This window comes from Schumannella sp. 10F1B-5-1, from assembly GCF_006517535.1.
Taxonomy (GTDB): Bacteria; Actinomycetota; Actinomycetes; order Actinomycetales; family Microbacteriaceae; genus Schumannella.
Genome location: NZ_VHQH01000036.1, coordinates 194,444 through 212,157, shown reverse-complemented (window position 1 = coordinate 212,157; position 17,714 = coordinate 194,444). Strand labels below are relative to the sequence as shown.

Genomic DNA, 17,714 nt, shown 5'->3' with positions numbered 1-17,714 from the left:
CGGCGAGGGATCAGTAGGCCCCGTCGACCTTGCTGCTCGCGTTGTCGGCGTCGTACTCGCCGTCTTCGATGATGATGTCCTGGCCGACCGCGTCACCCGCGAGGAACGACTTCAGGGTCTTGAAGGCCAGCGGTCCGAAGCGCGGGTTCGACTCGACGACGCCGTTGTACTGCCCGGCGACGATCTGCGAGACCGCGTTCTTGGTGCCGTCGATCGAGTAGAGCTGGATGTCGGTGCCCGGGGTCTTGCCGGCGGCGATGATCGCGGCCTGGGCGCCGAGTCCCATCTCGTCGTTCTCGGCGTAGATCGCCGTGATCTCGGGGTTCGACTGCAGCAGCTGCTCGGTCACCGACTGGCCCTTGTCGCGGGCGAAGTCGCCGGTCTGCTGGGCGACGATCTCGATCCCGGGAGCCTCGGCCTTGATCTCGTCGACGAAGCCCTTGGTGCGGTCGGTGGTCACGCCGTTGCCCGAGGCGCCGAGCAGGATCGCGACCTTGCCCTTGCCGCCGGTGCCCTTGATGAGCTGGTCGGCGGCGCGCTTGCCCTGCTCGACGAAGTCCGATCCGAGGAACGAGACGTAGTCCTTGCAGGCCTCGGCGTTGAGCTTGCGGTCGACCGTGATGACGGGGATGTTCTTCTCGCGCGCCGCCGACAGGGCCGGCTCGAGGCCGTCGCTGTTGAGCGGGGCGACGATCAGCACGTTGGCGCCCTGCGAGATCATGTCCTGGATGTCGCTGATCTGCTTCGACAGGGTCGACTGCGCGTTGGTGGTGATCAGCTTCTTGACGCCGATCTTGGCGGCCTCGTCCTTGATCGACTGGGTCTCGGCGATGCGGAAGGGGTTGTCCTCCTTCTCCGACTGCGAGAAGCCGACGACGGCGTCCTTGAGGTCGATCTTCTCGCCGCCGTAGGTCGAGATGTCGCAGGTGGGACCGTCGCTGGACTTGACCTTCTGCTCGGAGGAGCCCGACGAGGTGTTCGAGCCGGTGCCCGTGTTGGTGCAACCGGTGAGGATCAGTCCGACCGCCGCCGCGAGGGAGACGGCGGCGACCAGGCCGCGCGAGGTGCGCTGGAGTGCCATGGGAACCAACTTCCTTGTTGATGTGACTGCCGGGTGGGCGAGAGCGGCGAGGATGCCGTTCTGCTCAGAAAGGATCACGAACTCTCAGAAGAGAACGTGTCCGGACGTGATTGTTGCAAAACCGTGTTCATAAGTCCAGCACCGGCGGACGCCGTTGCCGATTCGCAATCGAAGCGGGCCATCACGGCACCACCGTGACGTCGATGCCGACCGCCGACAGGGCCGCGATCGCGGCCGCATCCGTGCCCCGATCGGTGATGACCTGGTCGATCGCCGACGGCGCGAGCGTCTGGATCGCGGCGCGCTCGCCGAACTTCGTGTGGTCGACGAGCGACACCACGCGATGCCCCGCCGAGGCCATCGCGCGATCCGTCTCGGCGACGGTGAGGTTCGGCGTCGACACCCCGAACTCGGCGTCGATGCCGTTGCCCGACAGGAAGGTGAGATCGGCGTGCAGCCCGCGCAGCATCCGGGTCGTGCCCTCGCCGACGAGCGCCCGGATGCCGGCCCGCAGGGTTCCGCCCGTCACGACGACCTCGTTTCCGGGCGAGTCGACCAGGATGTCGGCCACCAGGAGCGAGTTCGTGAAGACCGTGAGCCCGGCGCGGCCGGCCAGGGCCCGGGCGAGCTCGGCCGTGGTCGTGCCCGGGCCGATCACGACGACGTCGCCCTCGCCGACGAGCTCGGCAGCGGCGCGGCCGATCGCCGCCTTCGCCTCGGCGGCCTGCCCGACCTTCTCCGACCACGAGGACTCGTGCAGCGGCTGGCCGCTGACGGCGCCGCCGTGCGAGCGGGTGAGGCGGCCGATCGAGTCGAGGTAGTCGAGGTCGCGGCGGATCGTGATGGCCGAGGTGTCGAGCAGCTCGGCGAGCGCGCGGATCGACACGGCACCGTCCCGGTGCACGGTCTCGAGGATGAGCTGTCGTCGCTGCGCTGCGATCACGTGCACAGAGTACACAAACCTGTCCGAAACGGATCAGATCCGATCATCCCGATTCGAACACGATCACCAGATCACTCCGCGGGAGGGGTTGTCGGCGACACGCCGCGTCGGGCGTGTCGTGACGCGGCATGTCGCGCGAACGCCCTCCGGAAGGGAGATCTCGGGCGGGATGCGCGGGATGCGCTCTGAGCGTCAGTCGCCGGCGATGAGCGGCTCGGTGCCGTCGCCGATCGCCGGGGTCGCCCAGCGCACCGTGAGCTCGCGGCGCTCTTCGGCCTCGGCATCCCGACCGCCCGTGGCGGTCTCGAGCACGCGGTACACGGTCGCCCGCGAGGTGCCCATCTCCTGGGCGATCTCGCGCACCGTGGCGCCCTGCTCCTTCATCATGATCACGCGCTCGACGTTGGTCGTCGAGAGCGCGCGGGGGCGTCCGCCGACGCGACCGCGGGCCCGGGCCGCGTAGACGCCCGCCATCGTGCGCTCGCGGGTCAGGCAGCGGTCGAGCTGGGTGAAGGCGGCGATCGTGGCGAGCAGCGCCTCTCCCCCGTCGCCCGAGGTGTCGAGACCCTCGGCGATCGTGGCGACGCCGACGCGGCGCTTGCCGAGCAGCTCGAGCAGCGCGAGCACCGACGACATGGTCGAGCCGAGGCGGTCGAGACGCCACACGACGAGCGTGTCGCCCGGGCCGACCTCTTCGAGCGCCGAGGTCAGCTCGCTGCGGATCGGGGTCGAGGTGTGGGCGCTGATGTCCTCGAACATCCGGTCGACGCCCTTGGCGCGCAGCAGGTCGCGCTGGAACTCGGCGTTGTGCTCCAGCGGCCCGACCCAGATGTATCCGACGCGCGTCATGGGGGCGAGAGTAGCACCGCGACCCCGGGGTTCCCGCGGTGGGTTCTGCCCCGTGTTTCCAGGCCGGACGCGGGTGCGATCAATCGCGATCAGGACGGATCGGAAGTGCTCATCCGGGCGCTCTTCGGGCGCACCGGATGACGCTCAGGGCTGGCGGCGCAGGAGGCGCCAGGCGGCGTCGACGGCGGGTCGTCCGGCCGCCGGCACGCGCTCGAGCACGAGCCGATCGTGCAGCCGCGACGGTCGACCCTGCCAGAACTCGACCGAGCGGGGCTCGACGAGCCAGGCGCCCCAGTGCGGCGGGCGGGGCACCGCATCCACGTCGGCGAAGCGCGCCTCGGCCGCGGCGACCGCGCGCTCGAGCTCGGCGCGATCGGCCGCCGGCCGCGACTGCCGGCTGGCCCAGCCGCCGATCTGCGAGCCGCGCGGGCGCGTCGCCCAGTACTCGTCACTCAGGGCGGCAGGGGCGGGATGCGCGACCCCGTCGACGATCACCTGACGCCGCAGCGCGTACCAGGGGAAGAGCAGAGTGACCCGCTGCTCGGACGCCAGCGCGATCCCCTTGCGCGACTCGCTGTTGGTCACGAACTCGAGCGCAGGCCCGTCGGGACCGGCGAGGCCCTTGAGCAGCACCGTGCGGCTGCTCGGGGCGCCATCGGGGTCGACGGTGCCGAGCACCATCGCGTTCGCGTCGGGCAGTCCCGCCGCCTCGGCGTCGCCCAGCCAGCGACGCAGCTGCACGAAGGGATCGCGATCGATCAGCGACTCGTCGAACGGAGGCCCGTCGTAGTCGTCGTGCCGCGCGAGCGAGTCGGACATCAGCCCGTGCGCCGGCGGCGCAGCACCTCGTCGAGGTCGAGTCCCGAGCCGGCGACGTCGCCCACGACGCCCATCGACGACCAGCGGCTCGGCGGAGCGGTGGGGGCCGGCGAACTCGTCGAGCCCTCGGCCCGACGGCGCGGCTCGGCCGTCGGCGACGCGGTCTCGGCCGTGCGTGGGGCGGGGAACGCGACAACGCCCGGCTGGGCGTGCGCGTCGCGCAGACGGCGCTCGGCCTCGGCCGCGGCGGCGCGCATGCGCCGCTGCGCGTCGATGCCCGGCTCGGCGGTCTGCCGCTGCGGCGCGTCGATATAGAGGGGCCGGGGCAGCGGCACCGGGGTCCAGCCGGGCGCCGGCGCGGCCTGCCCGCTCTGCTCCATCGCGAAGTCGCGCAGCTGCTGGCGTGTGGGCGCGGTCGTCTCGGCAGCGAGCCGGGGAGCCGCGACCCGACGACGCGCGAGTGTGCGCAGAGTTCCCGCCGAGCTGACGGCGACGATCGCCGCGACGGCGAGCACGATGATGCCGCCGGCGGTCACCGGGGCGGCGAGCAGCGCGACTCCCTGGATCGCCGCGACGACGAGGCCGGCGAGCAGACCGCCGGCGCTGATCAGACGCACGCGGCGCAGGCGGCTGCGACCCTGACGGGCGCGCACGATCTGCGGGTCCTCACGGCGCCGCACGGCAGCCAGCTCCGCCTCCTCGCGCGCGACGCGCTGGCGGTCCTGCTCGCGCAGGAGTCGCGCCTGGTGGGCGACGTCGCGGGCCTTCGCCTCGAGCCGCACCTCTTCGGGCGCCTCGGCCGACTCGGCCATGATGCGGATGGTCTGCTGCAGCCGCGTGGCGTTGCGCTCGGTCGCGAGGTACTCGCGCCGGCGCGTCCACGTGGGGATCAGATAGGCGAACCACAGGAGCGCGGCGACGGCGACCATGACCGCGGTGCCGAGTCCGGTGAGTTCCATGGGGGCACAGTACGGGCGCGATCTGCGTGCGCCGCGGAGGCGCGCGGGCTTCAACCTCAGCTTGAGGTCGCACCCCGTTCGGGGGACACGGCGCGAGGTCGCGGGCCGCGCGCGGCGCGCATCCTGAACTCAGCCGAAGCGCAGCGGACGCTGGGCGGCCAGCCGGTCCTCGTCGGGCACCCGGCCCACCGTCGCCGGCACCCGCCCCTCGCGCCAGCGCCGCAGCACGCCCTGCGGCAGCTCCTCGACCGTGAGGGCGAAGCAGAAGTGGTCGCGCCAGTCGCCGTTGATGTGGATGAACCGCCGACGCAGTCCCTCATAGCGGAAGCCGAGCTTCTCGACCACGCGCAGGCTCGGCCCGTTCTCGGGTCGGATGCAGATCTCCATGCGGTGCAGCCCGAGCCCGAAGAAGCAGTGGTCGGTCGCCAGCGCGACCGCCGTGGGCGTGACCCCGCGCCCCGCCACGCGCTCGGATACCCAGTAGCCGATCGACGCCGACGACAGCGAGCCGTAGGTCAGCCCCGACACGTTCAGCTGCCCGACGAACTCGTCATCGACCTCGATCGCGAACGGGATGCCGCCGCCGGCTCGCGCGTTCGCGAGCAGCGAGCGGATGCTCGAGCGGGTGTCGATCGTGACCGGACCCAGCGGGTTCGTGGCCTCCCACTGGCGCAGCCAGGCGCGGTTGAGGGTCAGCTCGCGCTCGAGGGCGCGGGCGTCGCGCAGCCGGATGGGTCGGATCGAGACCGCGCCGTCACGCAGCGTCGGGATCGCCATCGTCGCGGACGCCGTCCGCTTCGGCGGCCGAGCCGTCGCTGTCGAGTCCGCCCGCGAACTCCTTCAGCCAGGGCCGCAGCTCCGGGCCGAGGTCGTCGCGCTCGGAGGCGAGCTGCACGATCGCCTTGATGTAGTCGAGCTTGTCGCCGGTGTCGTAGCGGCGGCCGCGGAAGACGACGCCGTAGACGCCGCCCGCCCAGGCCGGGCCCTGGGCCATCGCCTGCAGCGCATCCGTCAGCTGGATCTCGCCGCCCTTGCCCGGCGGGGTCTGCTCGAGGATGTCGAACACCTCGGGGCGCAGCACGTAGCGGCCGATGATGGCCAGGTTCGACGGCGCCTCGCCCGGCGGGGGCTTCTCGACCAGGCCGGTGATCTTCACGACGTCGTCCTCGTCGGTCGACTCGACCGTGGCGATGCCGTAGAGGTGGGTCTGCGAGGGGTCGACCTCGAGCAGCGCGATGACGGTGGTGCTGCGCGACTGCTGCACCTCGAGCATCCGGGTCAGCAGGGGGTCGCGCGCATCGATGATGTCGTCGCCGAGCAGCACCGCGAAGGGCTCGTGGCCGACGTGCATCTTGGCGCGCAGCACGGCGTGGCCGAGGCCCTTGGGGTCGCCCTGGCGCACGTAGTGCACGTCGGCGAGGTCGGTGGAGTGCTTGACCTTCTCGAGCTTCTCGACGTCGCCCTTCGCGGTCAGCACCGACTCGAGCTCGCCCACGCGGTCGAAGTGGTTCTCGAGGGCCGTCTTGTTGCGACCGGTGACCATGAGCACGTCGTGCAGGCCGGCCTGCACGGCCTCCTCCACCACGTACTGGATCGCGGGCTGGTCGACGACGGGGAGCATCTCCTTCGGCATCGCCTTGGTCGCGGGGAGGAAGCGCGTTCCGAGTCCGGCGACGGGGATGACGGCTTTCGTGATGGCCATTCAGCGATGCTAGCGGGCCGCATGCCCGCCAGGGAGACGGGTTGTCCTGGATGCCGACCTAGAATCGGCACGTGCCCGACGACATCGACCTGGCCAAGCGCGCCCTCCGCGCCGAGCTGCGCGAGCGCCGCCGCATCCGCACCTCGACCGAGCGCGCGAACGACGAGCAGGCGCTGACCTCGCACCTGGGTGCGCTGCTGCAGCGCACCGGGGCGCGTTCGATCGCCGCGTACCTCTCCACTCCCGACGAGCCGCCGACCCGCGCGTTCCTGCGCGCCGCCGACGCGGCCGGGGTGCGCATCCTGCTGCCGATCTCCCGCGTCGACGGGCTGCTCGACTGGGCGACCTACGACGGCGCCGAGGAGGACGAGGACGTGCTCGGCATGCCGACGCCGACCAGCGAGCTGCTCAGCCCCCTCGCGATCAACGAGGTCGACCTCATCCTGGTGCCCGCGGCGAGCGTCGACCGACAGGGCATGCGCATGGGCTGGGGCCGCGGCTACTTCGACAAGACCCTCGGATCGGTGGAGGGTTGCCCGCCCGTCTATGCTGTGATCTTCGACGACGAGCTCGTCGACGAGGTGCCGAGCGAGCGCCACGACGTGCCGGTCGACGGGGTCGTGACCCCCGGCGGCATCACCGAGCTGCGGGCCTCCTGATCCTGGAGCTCGCCGCTCGCTCCCGGAGCACCGCCGCTCCCCCGCCCGGATCCGTCCGCTGACCTGAGGTCGCCCATGCCCACCTACTCCTACCGCTGCACCGAGTGCGGGAACGCCTTCGACATCCAGCAGGCCTTCACCGACGACTCGCTCACCGAGTGCCCGGCGTGCGGCGGCAAGCTGCGCAAGCTGTTCAGCGCGGTGGGCGTCACCTTCAACGGCTCGGGTTTCTACCGCACCGACAGCCGCGCTAGCGTGAAGTCGGGCGGCGGATCGTCGTCGAGCTCCTCGGGGTCCGGCTCCGGCTCGTCGTCCTCGTCGTCGTCGTCGAGCTCCGGCAGCGCCTCCTCGGGTTCCTCGGGCTCGTCCTCGTCGTCGGGTTCCTCCTCCAGCTGATCCGGTCCCCGTCCGGATCCCCCTCAGTGGAAAGGTCCGGCATGCTCAAGGGATTCAAGGACTTCGTCCTCCGCGGCAACGTGATCGACCTGGCCGTCGGTGTCGTCATCGGCACGGCGTTCACGGCGATCGTCACCGCGCTGGTGAACGGCATCTTCAACCCGGTCATCACGCTGCTCTTCAACGCGGACGACCTGAACAGCGCTGGCATCACGCTGCGCGAGAAGGCCGGCGACGTGCCGGCGGTCGTGCTGTCGTGGGGCTCGGTGATCGCGGCGATCATCCAGTTCCTGCTGATCGCGATCGTCGTCTACTTCGCGCTGATCACGCCCATGAACTACCTCAAGAAGATCTCCTTCACGAAGAAGAAGGAGGAGGAGGCGCCGCCGGCCGACCAGCCGCCGAGCGAGATCGACCTGCTCGTGCAGATCCGCGACCTGCTGTCGTCGCAGAACGCCGCGCAGCGCGGCGCCGACGACCACCCGCCGTACGACAGCGGCGCGCCGGAGGCCAAGCCGGCGAGCTGATCATCGTTGTCGCGAAGGGCCGAGGAGCACTGCTCCCCGGCCCTTCGTCGTGCGCCGGTTCGTCAGTAGTGCGGCGGCTTCTCGGCGCGCATGCGCGCGTCGTTGTCGGTCCCGCTGCCCCGGGCCGGCTCGGGCGCGGGATGCGGGTCGCTGCCGGGCGGGGGCGCGGTCGTCACGCGACGGCGACGACGCGGGGCGGCGGATGCGGTGCCGGGCCGGGGGTCGGGGGCGTCGCCGGGTCGCGCATCCGGTTCGACGGCGTCAGCCAACGACCGGGATCTCCTCGGTGATCGGCCCACCGGTCGCGATCCCGGCCAGCCGGGCGATGCGGTCGGCGACGCCGTCGGGATCGGCGAAGAGCTCGAAGGCGTGCACGCGGGCGTAGTGCCAGCCGAGGCGGCGCAGCACCTCCGGGCGCAGGCGCAGCGACTCGCGCAGACTGCGACCGAGCAGCGCCGCGTCGGTGTCGACGACGACGCAGGTGCCGCCGTTGGCGGCCACGAGACCGAGCTTGCCGCGGTGGCCGAGAGCCACGCGCAGACCGCGCTCGGCGAGACGGCGGCCCAGGTCGACCAGCATCGGGTCGGAGGCGTCGACCTGCGGCGGATCGTCGCGGCGGTCGGCGATCTCGTCGAGGATCTCGGCGAGCGCGATCGCGCCGTGCTGCATGCGGCCCTCGTCGACGTCGGCGGGGCGGAAGCAGGTGACGATCACGAGCGAGCGCCGCGCGCGGGTCATCGCGACGGCGAGCAGCCGCTCCCCGCCCGGCCGCCCGAGCGCGCCGAAGTCGCTCAGCACCCGGCCGTGCGGGGTGCGCCCGTAGCCGAGCGAGAAGATCACGCGGTCGCGGCTCTGCGCGAGCGCGCGGTCGATCGTGGTCACGGCGAAGGGTTCGGGCCGGTCGCCGAGCAGCGCGTCGGTGAGCTCCGGGCGCGCGCCGACCGCCGACAGCACGGCCTGCTGCACGCGCACGGCGTGGCGCTCGTTCGCGGTCACGACCATCAGCGACTCGCGCGGACGGGTGGTGACGTGCTCGATGACGAGGTCGACGACCCGGTTGACCTCGGCATCCACGCTCTCGACCGCGCCGGTGACGGTGTCGGGCAGCCCGGTGCCGTTCTCGACGTAGTCGAGCGCGAGCGAGTTGTGCCCCAGGAACGAACCGGCCCACGGCAGCGAGTCGATGCGCCCGCCGTAGAACTTGCGGTTCACGAGCTCGGCGAGGTCGTCGCCGCCGGCACGGTAGCTGCGGGTGAGCGAGAGCACGGGCAGCAGGCTCGAGAGCTGCGCCAGCGCGGAGCGGTCGTGCAGCTCGTCGACGTCGAACGGCGCCGTGCGCGCCGGGTCGTCGGGCTGCAGCACGGCGGTCGTGAACGGCGAAGGGGTCTGGGTGACCGGGTCGCCGACGGCCACGAGCTGCTTGGCCCGGCGGATCGCGCCGAGCGTCTCGGCGAGCGTGACGGTGCCCGCATCCACGAGCACGACGGCGTCGAAGGCGAGCTCATCGCTGATCGACGGCACCTCGTAGGGCGAGGCGAGCCACACCGGCGCCACGACACGGGCGAGGTGCGGGGCGGCGCGGTTCAGTACGGATGCCGAGAGGCCTCCGCCGCGCAGCGTGCGCTTGAGCGCGTCGGCCTCCTCGGGCCAGTCGAGCAGCCCGATCTTCCAGTCCTCGGCGAGCTGCCAGGCGAGCAGCTGCGAGCTGCCGGAGGCGTGCGCCTCGTCGACCAGCCGGAAGTCGGCCTCGAGCCGCTCGAGCACGCCGGTGTTGGCGCCGAGCAGCGCGCGCTCCGACTCGAGCAGCCCGTCGAGCGCCGAGCGCCACCAGGCCAGCTCGAGCTCGGCCGCGACGCGGTCCTCGGGCACGTGCCGCTCGGCCAGGTCGCCGAGGAAGCCGTCGAGCTCGAGGTGGCGCAGGGTCGAGAGCAGGTCGCTGCGCTCGGTGATGCTGTCGAGCACGTCCGACTCGGCGGCGAGCCCCTCGACCATCGAGCCCAGCTCGTCGATCGGCAGGGCGGCCAGCCGCGTGTCGCCCGAGCGGTCGAGCGGGATGTCGAGCTCGGCCAGATCCTGCGAGACCTGCTGCCAGGCCACTTGCACATCGGCGATGCCGACGGGCACCTCGGGCGTGACCCCGGCGGCGACGTAGCGCTGCCACATCATGCGCTGCTGCTGCACCCGCGTGAGGGCATCGTGCAGGTCGCCGACGTGCATGCCGGGGCGCACGTACTCCTTGGCCAGCGCCTTGAGGCGGCGACGGTTGCCGCTCGACATGGTCGGCGACTCGCGCCGCGGAGCGGTGGCGGCGATCAGCTCGCTCAGCGAGCGGTCGAACACCGAGGGCTGGAAGCGATCCAGGGTGTCGCGCAGGTCGGTCAGCAGCTTCAGGTAGGTGCCGAGCTCGGCGACCGACTCGAAGGGGCGCAGGTGCGTCGAGCCGATCAGCTCGCCGGCCCGCACCAGCAGGCGCGGCAGCTCCTCGTCGTGCAGACGCTTCGCGACAGAGTGAGCACGGTGAGCGGCCTCGCCGTCGGCGAAGCTGGCGCCGTACCAGGGCGAGTCGTTCGGGCCGTAGCGGAACTCGCCCAGGCGAGCGGCATCCACCATCGTCTGGGCCACGCCCGAGCGGTCGAGCGCGAGCGCCTCGACGGCCGAGCGGGGCAGACGCGCGGTGGTCGACGGGGGATCGGGCAGCAGCGCCAGCCGCGAGAGCTCGGTCACGCAGTCGAGCACCGAGACGCCGAGGATGCCGTCGGGGCGGCCGAGCGCGCCGCGGTAGTCGATGAGCACGCCGCGCAGCCGCACGAGCGCCTCGTCGATGTCGCCGAGACCGGGCCGCTGCGCCTTCTCGTTGCGCGTGATCGCCTGGATGACGTCGCGGCGCAGCGACCGCGGCGTGACGGTGAGGCCGGTCAGGCCCACCTCCGCGACGCGGTCGGCGATGCCCTGGAGGGTCGCCCGGCGCGGGCTGACGACCAGCACGCGCTTGTTCTGGCGCACGAGCGCGCCGATCGCGTTGACGACGGTCTGCGTGCCGCCGGCGCCCGGCATGGTCTTGACGACGAGCGAGTTGCCCGCCTCGACCTGCGCGATCACCTGCTCCTGCTCGGCGTCGGCGTCGAGCAGCAGCGTGTCGGTCGACGGCTCGCGGCGGTCGGGGTCGCTCGGCTCGACCGCGGCGTTCGCCTCGCCGAGCGCGTACTTCGCGCCGGCGTTGCCGCCGAGCGCGTCGAGCACGGGATGTGCGAGGTCGGTCGCGTCGGCCAGCAGGCCGTGGGCGACGTCGGCGAAGGTCGAGACGACGAGGCGCGGCGACACGGCGAAGTCGGTCAGGTGCCCGGTGAGCCCGCGCAGCTGGTCGATGACGGCGTTCGGCTTGAACGTGCCGCCCGCGTCGGTCAGCGCGACGAAGGCCGCGGCGTCGAGCGAGATGCCGAACTGCTCCTCGAGCGCCCGCGCGAAGGCCGGGTTCAGGCGGGGCCCGCCGCGCAGCTTGAGCTCGAAGTCGCGGCCGGCACGGCGGATCGCGAGCGGCCGCAGCAGGATCGGGCCGCAGAACTCCTCGCCCGCGTTCGTCCAGCGGGCGATGCCGATGCCGAGCTGCACGGCGTCGATGCCGCGGGTCGTGCTGAGCTCGAGGCCCTTCGCGGCGATCTGGTCGGCGGCGATCCGCGCCGAGCGGAGGGCGACGTCGTCGCGGATGAGGTTCGAGAGCAGCGTCGCCGCGCCCGTGATGAAGCGGGCGAGACCGCCGGGATGCGTCGTGCTCAGCTCGATGCGGGTGGAACGCGCATCGACGAAGTGCAGCAGCGGCGAGCGGCCGCCGACCTCGCTCAGCTCGGAGCGCCAGAGCGACCAGGTGGGCTGCGCGACATTGCCCGTCGACCAGTCCTCGCCTCCGACGCCCAGGGCGTGCGGAGCCGTCAGCTGGGGGTCGGCGCGCACGTCGCCGTCGTTCTCCTCCACGAGAGCACCTCGTCGATCAGCTGGCCACACACGGTCACGATAGGGCGACACGCCGCCGATTCCGGGGAGACCGGCCCGCCTGTCGCGATTCGCGTTTCGATCTCGACCCTATCCCCGCATCCCGGGCCGCAGCCGGGAGGCGGCTGCGGTGCGCGGGTCGGCGACGCAGAACGGCGCCGCACCCTCGCGAGGAGGATGCGGCGCCGTCGCGCGTCGGAGCGCTCAGCCCTGCTGGGCGATCGCGAACTGCACCGCGCCGGCGTCGTCGACGCTGGCGTCGAGCACCTTGTCGTCGAGCACCATCACGGCGCTCTCGCCGAGGAACACCTTGGCGCCGTCGGACTCGACGACGGAGTCGGTGGGCTCGGGGGTCTCGGTGATCGAGACGGCGAAGTCGACGCCCTCGGCGCCGCCGGCGTCGATGCGCAGGCCGCCGTCCTCGACGTCGGGGTTCTGGGCGATGAGGGTCTTGACCACGGTGCTGGCCGCGGGAGTCATGGTGAGCATGGTTTCTCCGGTTCCGTATGGATGGGTCCGTTGCGTATCCGACGACCTGGTGCCGAGCATCCGGTGAGACGGTGGCCTCGGGATGCCGCGGCTCCGTGCCGTCGAGTCGGCCACGATTCCGAACCCCGGCGCCCGGCGTCAACGCGATGGAGGTCTCTCCCAGGGGGCTCTCACGAGGCTCATCAGGATCGCGCTCGTCGGCGTATCGTGCACGCTCGGCTGGCTCGAGAGACAGCGCCGCGTCCTGCGCGTTCTCTGTGCAGCGCCGCCACCCCAACCGCTTTGGCTAGACAAACTAGCGATCCCGGGATTGACTCTGGGGCGATGACTGCGGCACGCGTGGAGAGCATCTCCGGCTACTGGTATGGCGACGAGCACGCCACGACCAGCGTCGACGTGCTCAACGCCCTGCGCCGCTACCGCTCCGCCGAGGTCGCGATGCGCCGGCGCACGCGGTCGTCGATGGGCATGGGCGAGACTGATCTGCTCGCTCTCCGCTACCTCCTCGAGGCCGCGCGGCGAGGCGACGTGGTCACGCCGAAGGACCTGGCGACGCGGCTCGACATCTCGTCCGCATCCACCACCGTGCTCATCGACCGGCTCGTCAAGAGCGGTCATGTGCGGCGCGACCCGCATCCCACCGACCGGCGCTCGATCATCGTCGTCGCGACCCCGTCGAGCGACGACGAGGTGCGGCACACCCTCGGGCGCATGCACGAGCGCATGGTCGAGGTGGCCGAGTCGCTGACGCCGGCGCAGTCCGACGCTGTCGTGCTGTTCCTGACCCGGATGCGCGAGGCCGTCGAGACCGTCGACGCCGACTGATCCCGCTGGCGGCACTGGGCTCGCATCCGCGATCCGCATCGGCGATCCGCGGCACCGAACCCGCTGCGACCCGCCTCCGAATGATGAGGTGAGGTCGCAGTTGCCTTCTCGCCGGACTAGTAACTAGTTTGTCTAGTAAATAGTCCACGGAGCGAATACCGCTCCGGTCGTCGAGGAGGTCAGGCTCATGAGCGTCACCGAACTCTCCCGCCCCGAGCTGCGCACGCAGCCCGAGGCATCCCGCCGTGCGGCGCTCGACGCCGAGCGTCCCGCCCGCTGGACCGCCGAGCCGGGCGTCATCGCCGGCGTGATCACCGGATCGCTCGCGCTCGTCGCGGCCGTCGCCGGAGTCTGGAGCCTTCTCGCATGACCGACATGATGGTCCGCCCCGCCGGTGGACGCTACGGAGCCGCCTTCAACACCGCCGCGCTCGACGAGCTGCAGCACCGCATCCTGGCCTTCGAGACCGAGAACACGGTCGCGGGCGGCGAGAAGAACGGCCGCATCGTGAGCGAGTTCAAGATGTCGGTGCGCCAGTACCTGCACGTGCTCGAGCGCACGATCGAGATGCCGATCGCCCTCGAGGAGTACCCCGAGGCCGTCACCCGCCTGCTGCGCGAGCCGCGCCTGCACAGCACCGAGACCCTCTGGCGCCGCGTCAACTGACCCGCCGGACCCCAGCGATCGGGGGATCGCGTCGACGACCGTCGAGCTCTGCGGGGCCGGCGGTCGTCGCTCTTCCGGGCGGCGTCGGGACTGCGGCGCCGGACCCGGCCGCGAGTTCAGGCCGGCAGCGCCCCGCCGTCGGGATGCGCGCCGGCCTCGCGCTGCAGCCGCTCCAGCACCGCGGCGAACAGCACGCCCGGCACGACATCGCCCGGCTCGCCGCCCACCAGGATCTCGTGCTCCTCGACCATCACGGTCTCGACGTGGCCCCGACCGGCCCCCGGGAAATGCGCGCAGAGCTGGTCGAGCAGGGTGGCGGTCGGCAGGGCAGATCCGTCGAAGGGGGAAGCAGACATCCTGCGTACCTTCTCGCGGGCCGTGGATGCGCGCAAAGGGTTGACACGCACGGTCGCGCCTGCCATCGCGCGCGGCGGGCGCCCGCCCGCGCGCCCGCCGCGCGCGAGGCCGCGGCCCGCCGCTACGCTCGATCCGCGGGCTCGCGCATCCGCGTCCCGCATCCACCCCTCCCCCTCACCACCGGAGGCCCCTCATCGTCAGGTCCGCCGTCGCCAGCACGCTCGGCCGTCGTCTCGACGGCTTCTTCGAGATCACGAAGCGGGGATCGACGATCCCGCGCGAGGTGCGCGGCGGTCTTGTCACGTTCTTCGCGATGGCCTACATCGTCATCCTGAACCCGCTCATCATCGGCGGCTTCAGCGCCGATCAAGCGGCCGTGGATGTGGAGGGCGGCTGGCTGCCGAACGCGCAGGTCGCCGCCGCGACCGCGCTGGCCGCCGGCCTGCTGACGCTCGCCTTCGGCGCGATCGCGCGCCTGCCGTTCGCGCTGGCCGCCGGCCTCGGCATGAACTCGTTCCTCGCCGTCAACGTCGTCGGCCAGGTGACCTGGGCCGAGGCGATGGGCCTCGTGCTGATCAACGGCGTGATCATCGTGATCCTGGCCGCGACCGGGCTGCGGGCGATGATCTTCGCCGCCGTGCCGCAGGAGCTCAAGATCGCGATCACGGTCGGCATCGGCCTGTTCATCGCCTTCATCGGCCTCGTCGACTCGGGCTTCGTGCGCTCAAGCGGTGCGAACTCGCCGCCGGTGCAGCTCGGCCAGGCGGGGTCGATCGCGACGCTGCCGACCGTCACGTTCCTGATCGGCCTCGTGCTCATGGGCGTTCTCGTGGCCCGCAAGGTGAAGGGCGCGCTGCTCATCGGCATCGTCGGCACGACCGTGCTGGCGGTGATCCTCGAGGCGATCTTCCACGTCGGCTCGAGCGTGACGAACACGACCGGCGGCTGGAACCTCAACGTGCCGACGCTGCCCGACAGCCTCGTGTCGCTCCCCGACTTCGGGCTCATCGGCCACGTCAGCTTCGGCGCCTTCGCGCGCATCGGGCCGCTCGCGGCGATCATGCTCGTCTTCACGCTGCTGTTCCTGAATTTCTTCGATGCCATGGGCACCATGACCGGGCTCGCCAAGGGCGCCGGCCTCTCCGACGAGAAGGGCGACTTCCCGCGGCTGCGCTCGGCGCTGGTCGTGGAGGGGGTCGGCGCGATCGTCGGCGGTGGCGCATCCACCTCGTCGAACACCGTGTTCGTCGACTCGGCCGCCGGCATCGGCGAGGGCGCCCGCACCGGGCTCGCGTCGATCGTGACGGGCGTGCTGTTCCTCGCCGCGATGTTCCTCACGCCGCTGACCCGGGTCGTGCCGCTCGAGGTCGCCGCGGCCGCGCTCGTCGTCGTCGGAACCCTCATGGTCGCGCAGATCCGCGAGCTCGAATGGGGCGACTTCAGCTCGGCGCTGCCGGTGTTCCTGACGATCATCGTGATGCCGATGACCTACTCGATCGCGAACGGCATCGGCGTCGGCTTCGTGAGCTGGGTGCTGATCCGCTCGCTCACGGGTCGCGCCCGCGAGATCTCGCCGCTGCTCTGGATCGTGGCCGCCGGCTTCGTGCTGTTCTTCGCGCGCGGGCCGATCGAGGCGCTGCTGGGGGCCTGAGACCGGGCGACTCGGACGAGGCCGACGACGCCGACGACACGGACGAACGCGGGCGGCTCCGAGCCGGGCCGCTCCTACAGCTCGACCGTGCCGCGGATGACCGTGGTGCTGGGCCCGCCCACCCAGATGCCGTCGGCATCCGCGTCGACGTCGATCACGCCGCGGCGGCCGATCGCGGCGCCCTGCGTCGCGCGGTAGCTCGCCGGCAGCCGTCCGGCGGCGATCAGCCACTGGGCGACGCTCGCGTTGAGGCCCCCGGTCACGGGATCCTCGGGCACGCCGACGCGGCCGGCGAAGCCGCGCACCTCGATCGCGGCGAGCGATCCGACGGGATGCGGACCGACGACGCCGAGCATGTGGTGCCGGATGCGCACCGGATCGGGCACGACCGCGAGCGCCTCCTCGGCGCTCGCCAGCAGCAGGGCGGCCCAGCCGGGCCCGTTGTCGACCCAGGCGTGGTCGACGATGCGGTCGGGCGCGATGCCGAGCACATCCGCGATCTCGGTCAGCTCGGCGGCGTCGATCGGGCCGGAGCGCCGCAGCGGCGGGGCGGCGAATGCGAGACCGGTCGGGGTTCGGCGTAGCGGCACGACGCCCGCGCCGCACTCCTGCCGCAGCACGTCGCCGGCGAGCGGGGCGCCGCCGCTCTCGAGCCAGGCGTGCGCCGAGCCGAGGGTCGGGTGCCCGGCGAAGGGCAGCTCGCCGCCAGGCGTGAAGATGCGCAGGCGGTAGTCGGCTCCGGCGGCGCGTCCCTCGGGCGTCGGCGGGAGCACGAAGGTCGTCTCGCTGAGGTTGGTCCAGCGGGCGAAGACGGCCATCTCGGCCTCGGTCAGATCGACCGCATCCAGCACGACGGCGACCGGGTTGCCGAGCCCGGGCTCGGCCGAGAAGACGTCGACCTGGGCGAAGGATCGCGAACGGGGCATGCGTCGATCCTGGCGGATCGAGAGCACCCCGGACCGACTGGCCGTCAGCGCGTCACGAAGCCGAGCAGCGCCCGCGTCACCTCGTCGGCGTGCGTCGTGAGCAGGCCGTGCGGCGCCCCTTCGATCTCGATGTACTCCGCGTGCGGCAACGCCCGGTGGAAGCGCCGCGCCGTCGCGTCGATCGGCAGGATGTTGTCGGCCGTGCCGTGCAGGATCAGCGCCGGCACGGTGACGGCGGCGATGTCGTCGCGGAAGTCGGTGCCCCAGGTCGGGATCGCCGCCCACGCCGCCGTCTCGCCGCTCTTCCGCGCGACCTCCATGCTCTCGTCGAGCTGCTGCTGCGTGATGCGCGAGCCGAGGTTCTCGTCGAGGTTGTAGAAGTCGCTGAAGAAGCCGGTGAACCAGGCCTCGCGATCCTTCTTGACCTGCGCGATCGAGTCGTCGATGAAGCCCTGGTCGATCGCGCCGTCGGGGTTGTCGTCGCTCTTCTTCAGCGCCGGCTCGAGCGAGCCGAGGAACGCGACCTTCGCCACGCGGTCGCTGCCGTAGCGCGACAGGTAGCGGGCGACCTCGCCCGTGCCCATCGAGAACCCGACGAGGATGGCGTCGGTCACCTCCAGGTAGGTGAGCACCGCATCGAGGTCGGCGGCGAAGGTGTCGTAGTCGTAGCCGTCGGGCGTCTTCGTCGAGCGCCCGAAGCCGCGGCGGTCGTAGGTGATGACGCGGAATCCGGTGTCGAGCAGCGCCTGCTGCTGCGCCGCCCACGACTGCCCGTCGAGGGGATAGCCGTGGATCAGCACGACCGGCTGACCCGAGCCGTGCTCCTCGACGTAGAGGTCGATCGGGGCGTCGTCGGTTCCGGCGGGAACGAAGGCCAT

General features: G+C 71.9%; 20 protein-coding genes. 7 read left to right on the top strand and 13 right to left on the bottom strand.

Annotation, left to right across the window (positions count from 1 at the left end; genetic code table 11):
* Window positions 1-10: 10 nt before the first annotated feature.
* The 7 genes from FJ658_RS06625 to galU all read right to left on the bottom strand — a co-directional run bounded on the left by FJ658_RS06625 (window position 11) and on the right by galU (window position 6,353).
* The gene (locus tag FJ658_RS06625; protein WP_141144578.1) at window positions 11-1,081 is read right to left on the bottom strand and encodes an ABC transporter substrate-binding protein; all 1,071 of its coding nucleotides are present in this window, start codon (window positions 1,079-1,081) and stop codon (window positions 11-13) included.
* A gap of 181 nt (window positions 1,082-1,262) precedes the next feature.
* Complete coding sequence (locus tag FJ658_RS06620) at window positions 1,263-2,024, bottom strand: DeoR/GlpR family DNA-binding transcription regulator (protein ID WP_181408348.1); 762 nt, start codon at window positions 2,022-2,024, stop codon at window positions 1,263-1,265.
* Between the two features lie 192 nt (window positions 2,025-2,216).
* Window positions 2,217-2,873 (bottom strand): recombinase family protein, encoded by a 657-nt coding sequence (locus FJ658_RS06615; RefSeq protein ID WP_141144576.1) that lies wholly within the window; start codon window positions 2,871-2,873, stop codon window positions 2,217-2,219.
* A 144-nt stretch (window positions 2,874-3,017) separates the two neighbouring features.
* Window positions 3,018-3,692, bottom strand: coding sequence for a pyridoxamine 5'-phosphate oxidase (pdxH, locus tag FJ658_RS06610; protein ID WP_141144575.1), 675 nt, complete (start codon window positions 3,690-3,692; stop codon window positions 3,018-3,020).
* A complete protein-coding gene (locus FJ658_RS06605) occupies window positions 3,692-4,651 on the bottom strand; it encodes a hypothetical protein (RefSeq protein ID WP_141144574.1) in 960 nt (319 codons plus the stop codon). Before FJ658_RS06605 ends, pdxH begins: the two co-directional genes overlap by 1 nt.
* A 129-nt stretch (window positions 4,652-4,780) precedes the next feature.
* Window positions 4,781-5,428, bottom strand: coding sequence for a GNAT family N-acetyltransferase (locus FJ658_RS06600; protein WP_141144573.1), 648 nt, complete (start codon window positions 5,426-5,428; stop codon window positions 4,781-4,783).
* Window positions 5,406-6,353: a UTP--glucose-1-phosphate uridylyltransferase GalU gene (gene galU, locus FJ658_RS06595; protein WP_141144572.1), complete on the bottom strand. Its 948-nt coding sequence runs from the start codon at window positions 6,351-6,353 to the stop codon at window positions 5,406-5,408. The genes FJ658_RS06600 and galU overlap by 23 nt, the downstream gene beginning before the upstream one ends.
* 71 nt (window positions 6,354-6,424) lie before the next feature.
* Between galU and FJ658_RS06590 the strand changes: the two genes are divergently transcribed.
* The 3 genes from FJ658_RS06590 (at window position 6,425) to mscL (ending at window position 7,935) form a co-directional block, all read left to right on the top strand.
* Complete coding sequence (locus tag FJ658_RS06590; RefSeq protein WP_141144571.1) at window positions 6,425-7,012, top strand: 5-formyltetrahydrofolate cyclo-ligase; 588 nt, start codon at window positions 6,425-6,427, stop codon at window positions 7,010-7,012.
* A gap of 75 nt (window positions 7,013-7,087) precedes the next feature.
* A complete protein-coding gene (locus FJ658_RS06585) occupies window positions 7,088-7,408 on the top strand; it encodes an FmdB family zinc ribbon protein (RefSeq protein WP_141144570.1) in 321 nt (106 codons plus the stop codon).
* 41 nt (window positions 7,409-7,449) lie between these two features.
* On the top strand, window positions 7,450-7,935 hold the full coding sequence (gene mscL, locus FJ658_RS06580) for a large conductance mechanosensitive channel protein MscL (RefSeq protein ID WP_141144569.1): 486 nt from the start codon (window positions 7,450-7,452) through the stop codon (window positions 7,933-7,935).
* A 62-nt stretch (window positions 7,936-7,997) separates the two neighbouring features.
* On the opposite strand, the gene FJ658_RS06575 is transcribed toward mscL, so the two are convergent.
* From FJ658_RS06575 to FJ658_RS06565, 3 genes are all read right to left on the bottom strand, one after another.
* The gene (locus tag FJ658_RS06575; RefSeq protein ID WP_141144568.1) at window positions 7,998-8,204 is read right to left on the bottom strand and encodes a hypothetical protein; all 207 of its coding nucleotides are present in this window, start codon (window positions 8,202-8,204) and stop codon (window positions 7,998-8,000) included.
* On the bottom strand, window positions 8,197-11,904 hold the full coding sequence (locus tag FJ658_RS06570) for an AAA family ATPase (RefSeq protein ID WP_255447604.1): 3,708 nt from the start codon (window positions 11,902-11,904) through the stop codon (window positions 8,197-8,199). Before FJ658_RS06570 ends, FJ658_RS06575 begins: the two co-directional genes overlap by 8 nt.
* A gap of 222 nt (window positions 11,905-12,126) precedes the next feature.
* The gene (locus FJ658_RS06565) at window positions 12,127-12,402 is read right to left on the bottom strand and encodes a Fe-S cluster assembly protein HesB (protein ID WP_255447603.1); all 276 of its coding nucleotides are present in this window, start codon (window positions 12,400-12,402) and stop codon (window positions 12,127-12,129) included.
* A gap of 333 nt (window positions 12,403-12,735) precedes the next feature.
* On the opposite strand from FJ658_RS06565, the gene FJ658_RS06560 reads away from it, so the two are divergent.
* The 3 genes from FJ658_RS06560 (at window position 12,736) to FJ658_RS06550 (ending at window position 13,902) form a co-directional block, all read left to right on the top strand.
* The gene (locus tag FJ658_RS06560) at window positions 12,736-13,236 is read left to right on the top strand and encodes a MarR family winged helix-turn-helix transcriptional regulator (RefSeq protein WP_141144565.1); all 501 of its coding nucleotides are present in this window, start codon (window positions 12,736-12,738) and stop codon (window positions 13,234-13,236) included.
* A 187-nt stretch (window positions 13,237-13,423) separates the two neighbouring features.
* Window positions 13,424-13,606, top strand: a complete 183-nt coding sequence (locus FJ658_RS06555; protein ID WP_141144564.1) for a hypothetical protein — start codon at window positions 13,424-13,426, stop codon at window positions 13,604-13,606.
* Window positions 13,603-13,902, top strand: coding sequence for a DUF3263 domain-containing protein (locus FJ658_RS06550; protein WP_141144563.1), 300 nt, complete (start codon window positions 13,603-13,605; stop codon window positions 13,900-13,902). The genes FJ658_RS06555 and FJ658_RS06550 overlap by 4 nt, the downstream gene beginning before the upstream one ends.
* Before the next feature lie 116 nt (window positions 13,903-14,018).
* On the opposite strand, the gene FJ658_RS06545 is transcribed toward FJ658_RS06550, so the two are convergent.
* Window positions 14,019-14,258 carry a hypothetical protein gene (locus FJ658_RS06545; RefSeq protein ID WP_141144562.1) on the bottom strand — a complete coding sequence of 80 codons (240 nt, stop codon included), beginning with the start codon at window positions 14,256-14,258 and terminating at the stop codon, window positions 14,019-14,021.
* Between the two features lie 194 nt (window positions 14,259-14,452).
* Here FJ658_RS06545 and FJ658_RS06540 point away from each other — a divergent pair, with 194 nt between their 5' ends.
* Window positions 14,453-15,910: an NCS2 family permease gene (locus FJ658_RS06540; protein WP_255447630.1), complete on the top strand. Its 1,458-nt coding sequence runs from the start codon at window positions 14,453-14,455 to the stop codon at window positions 15,908-15,910.
* Window positions 15,911-15,984: 74 nt separating this feature from the next.
* Here FJ658_RS06540 and FJ658_RS06535 read toward each other — a convergent pair whose 3' ends face one another.
* A complete protein-coding gene (locus tag FJ658_RS06535) occupies window positions 15,985-16,836 on the bottom strand; it encodes a PhzF family phenazine biosynthesis protein (RefSeq protein ID WP_141144560.1) in 852 nt (283 codons plus the stop codon).
* A 44-nt stretch (window positions 16,837-16,880) separates the two neighbouring features.
* Window positions 16,881-17,714, bottom strand: a complete 834-nt coding sequence (locus FJ658_RS06530; protein ID WP_141144559.1) for an alpha/beta fold hydrolase — start codon at window positions 17,712-17,714, stop codon at window positions 16,881-16,883.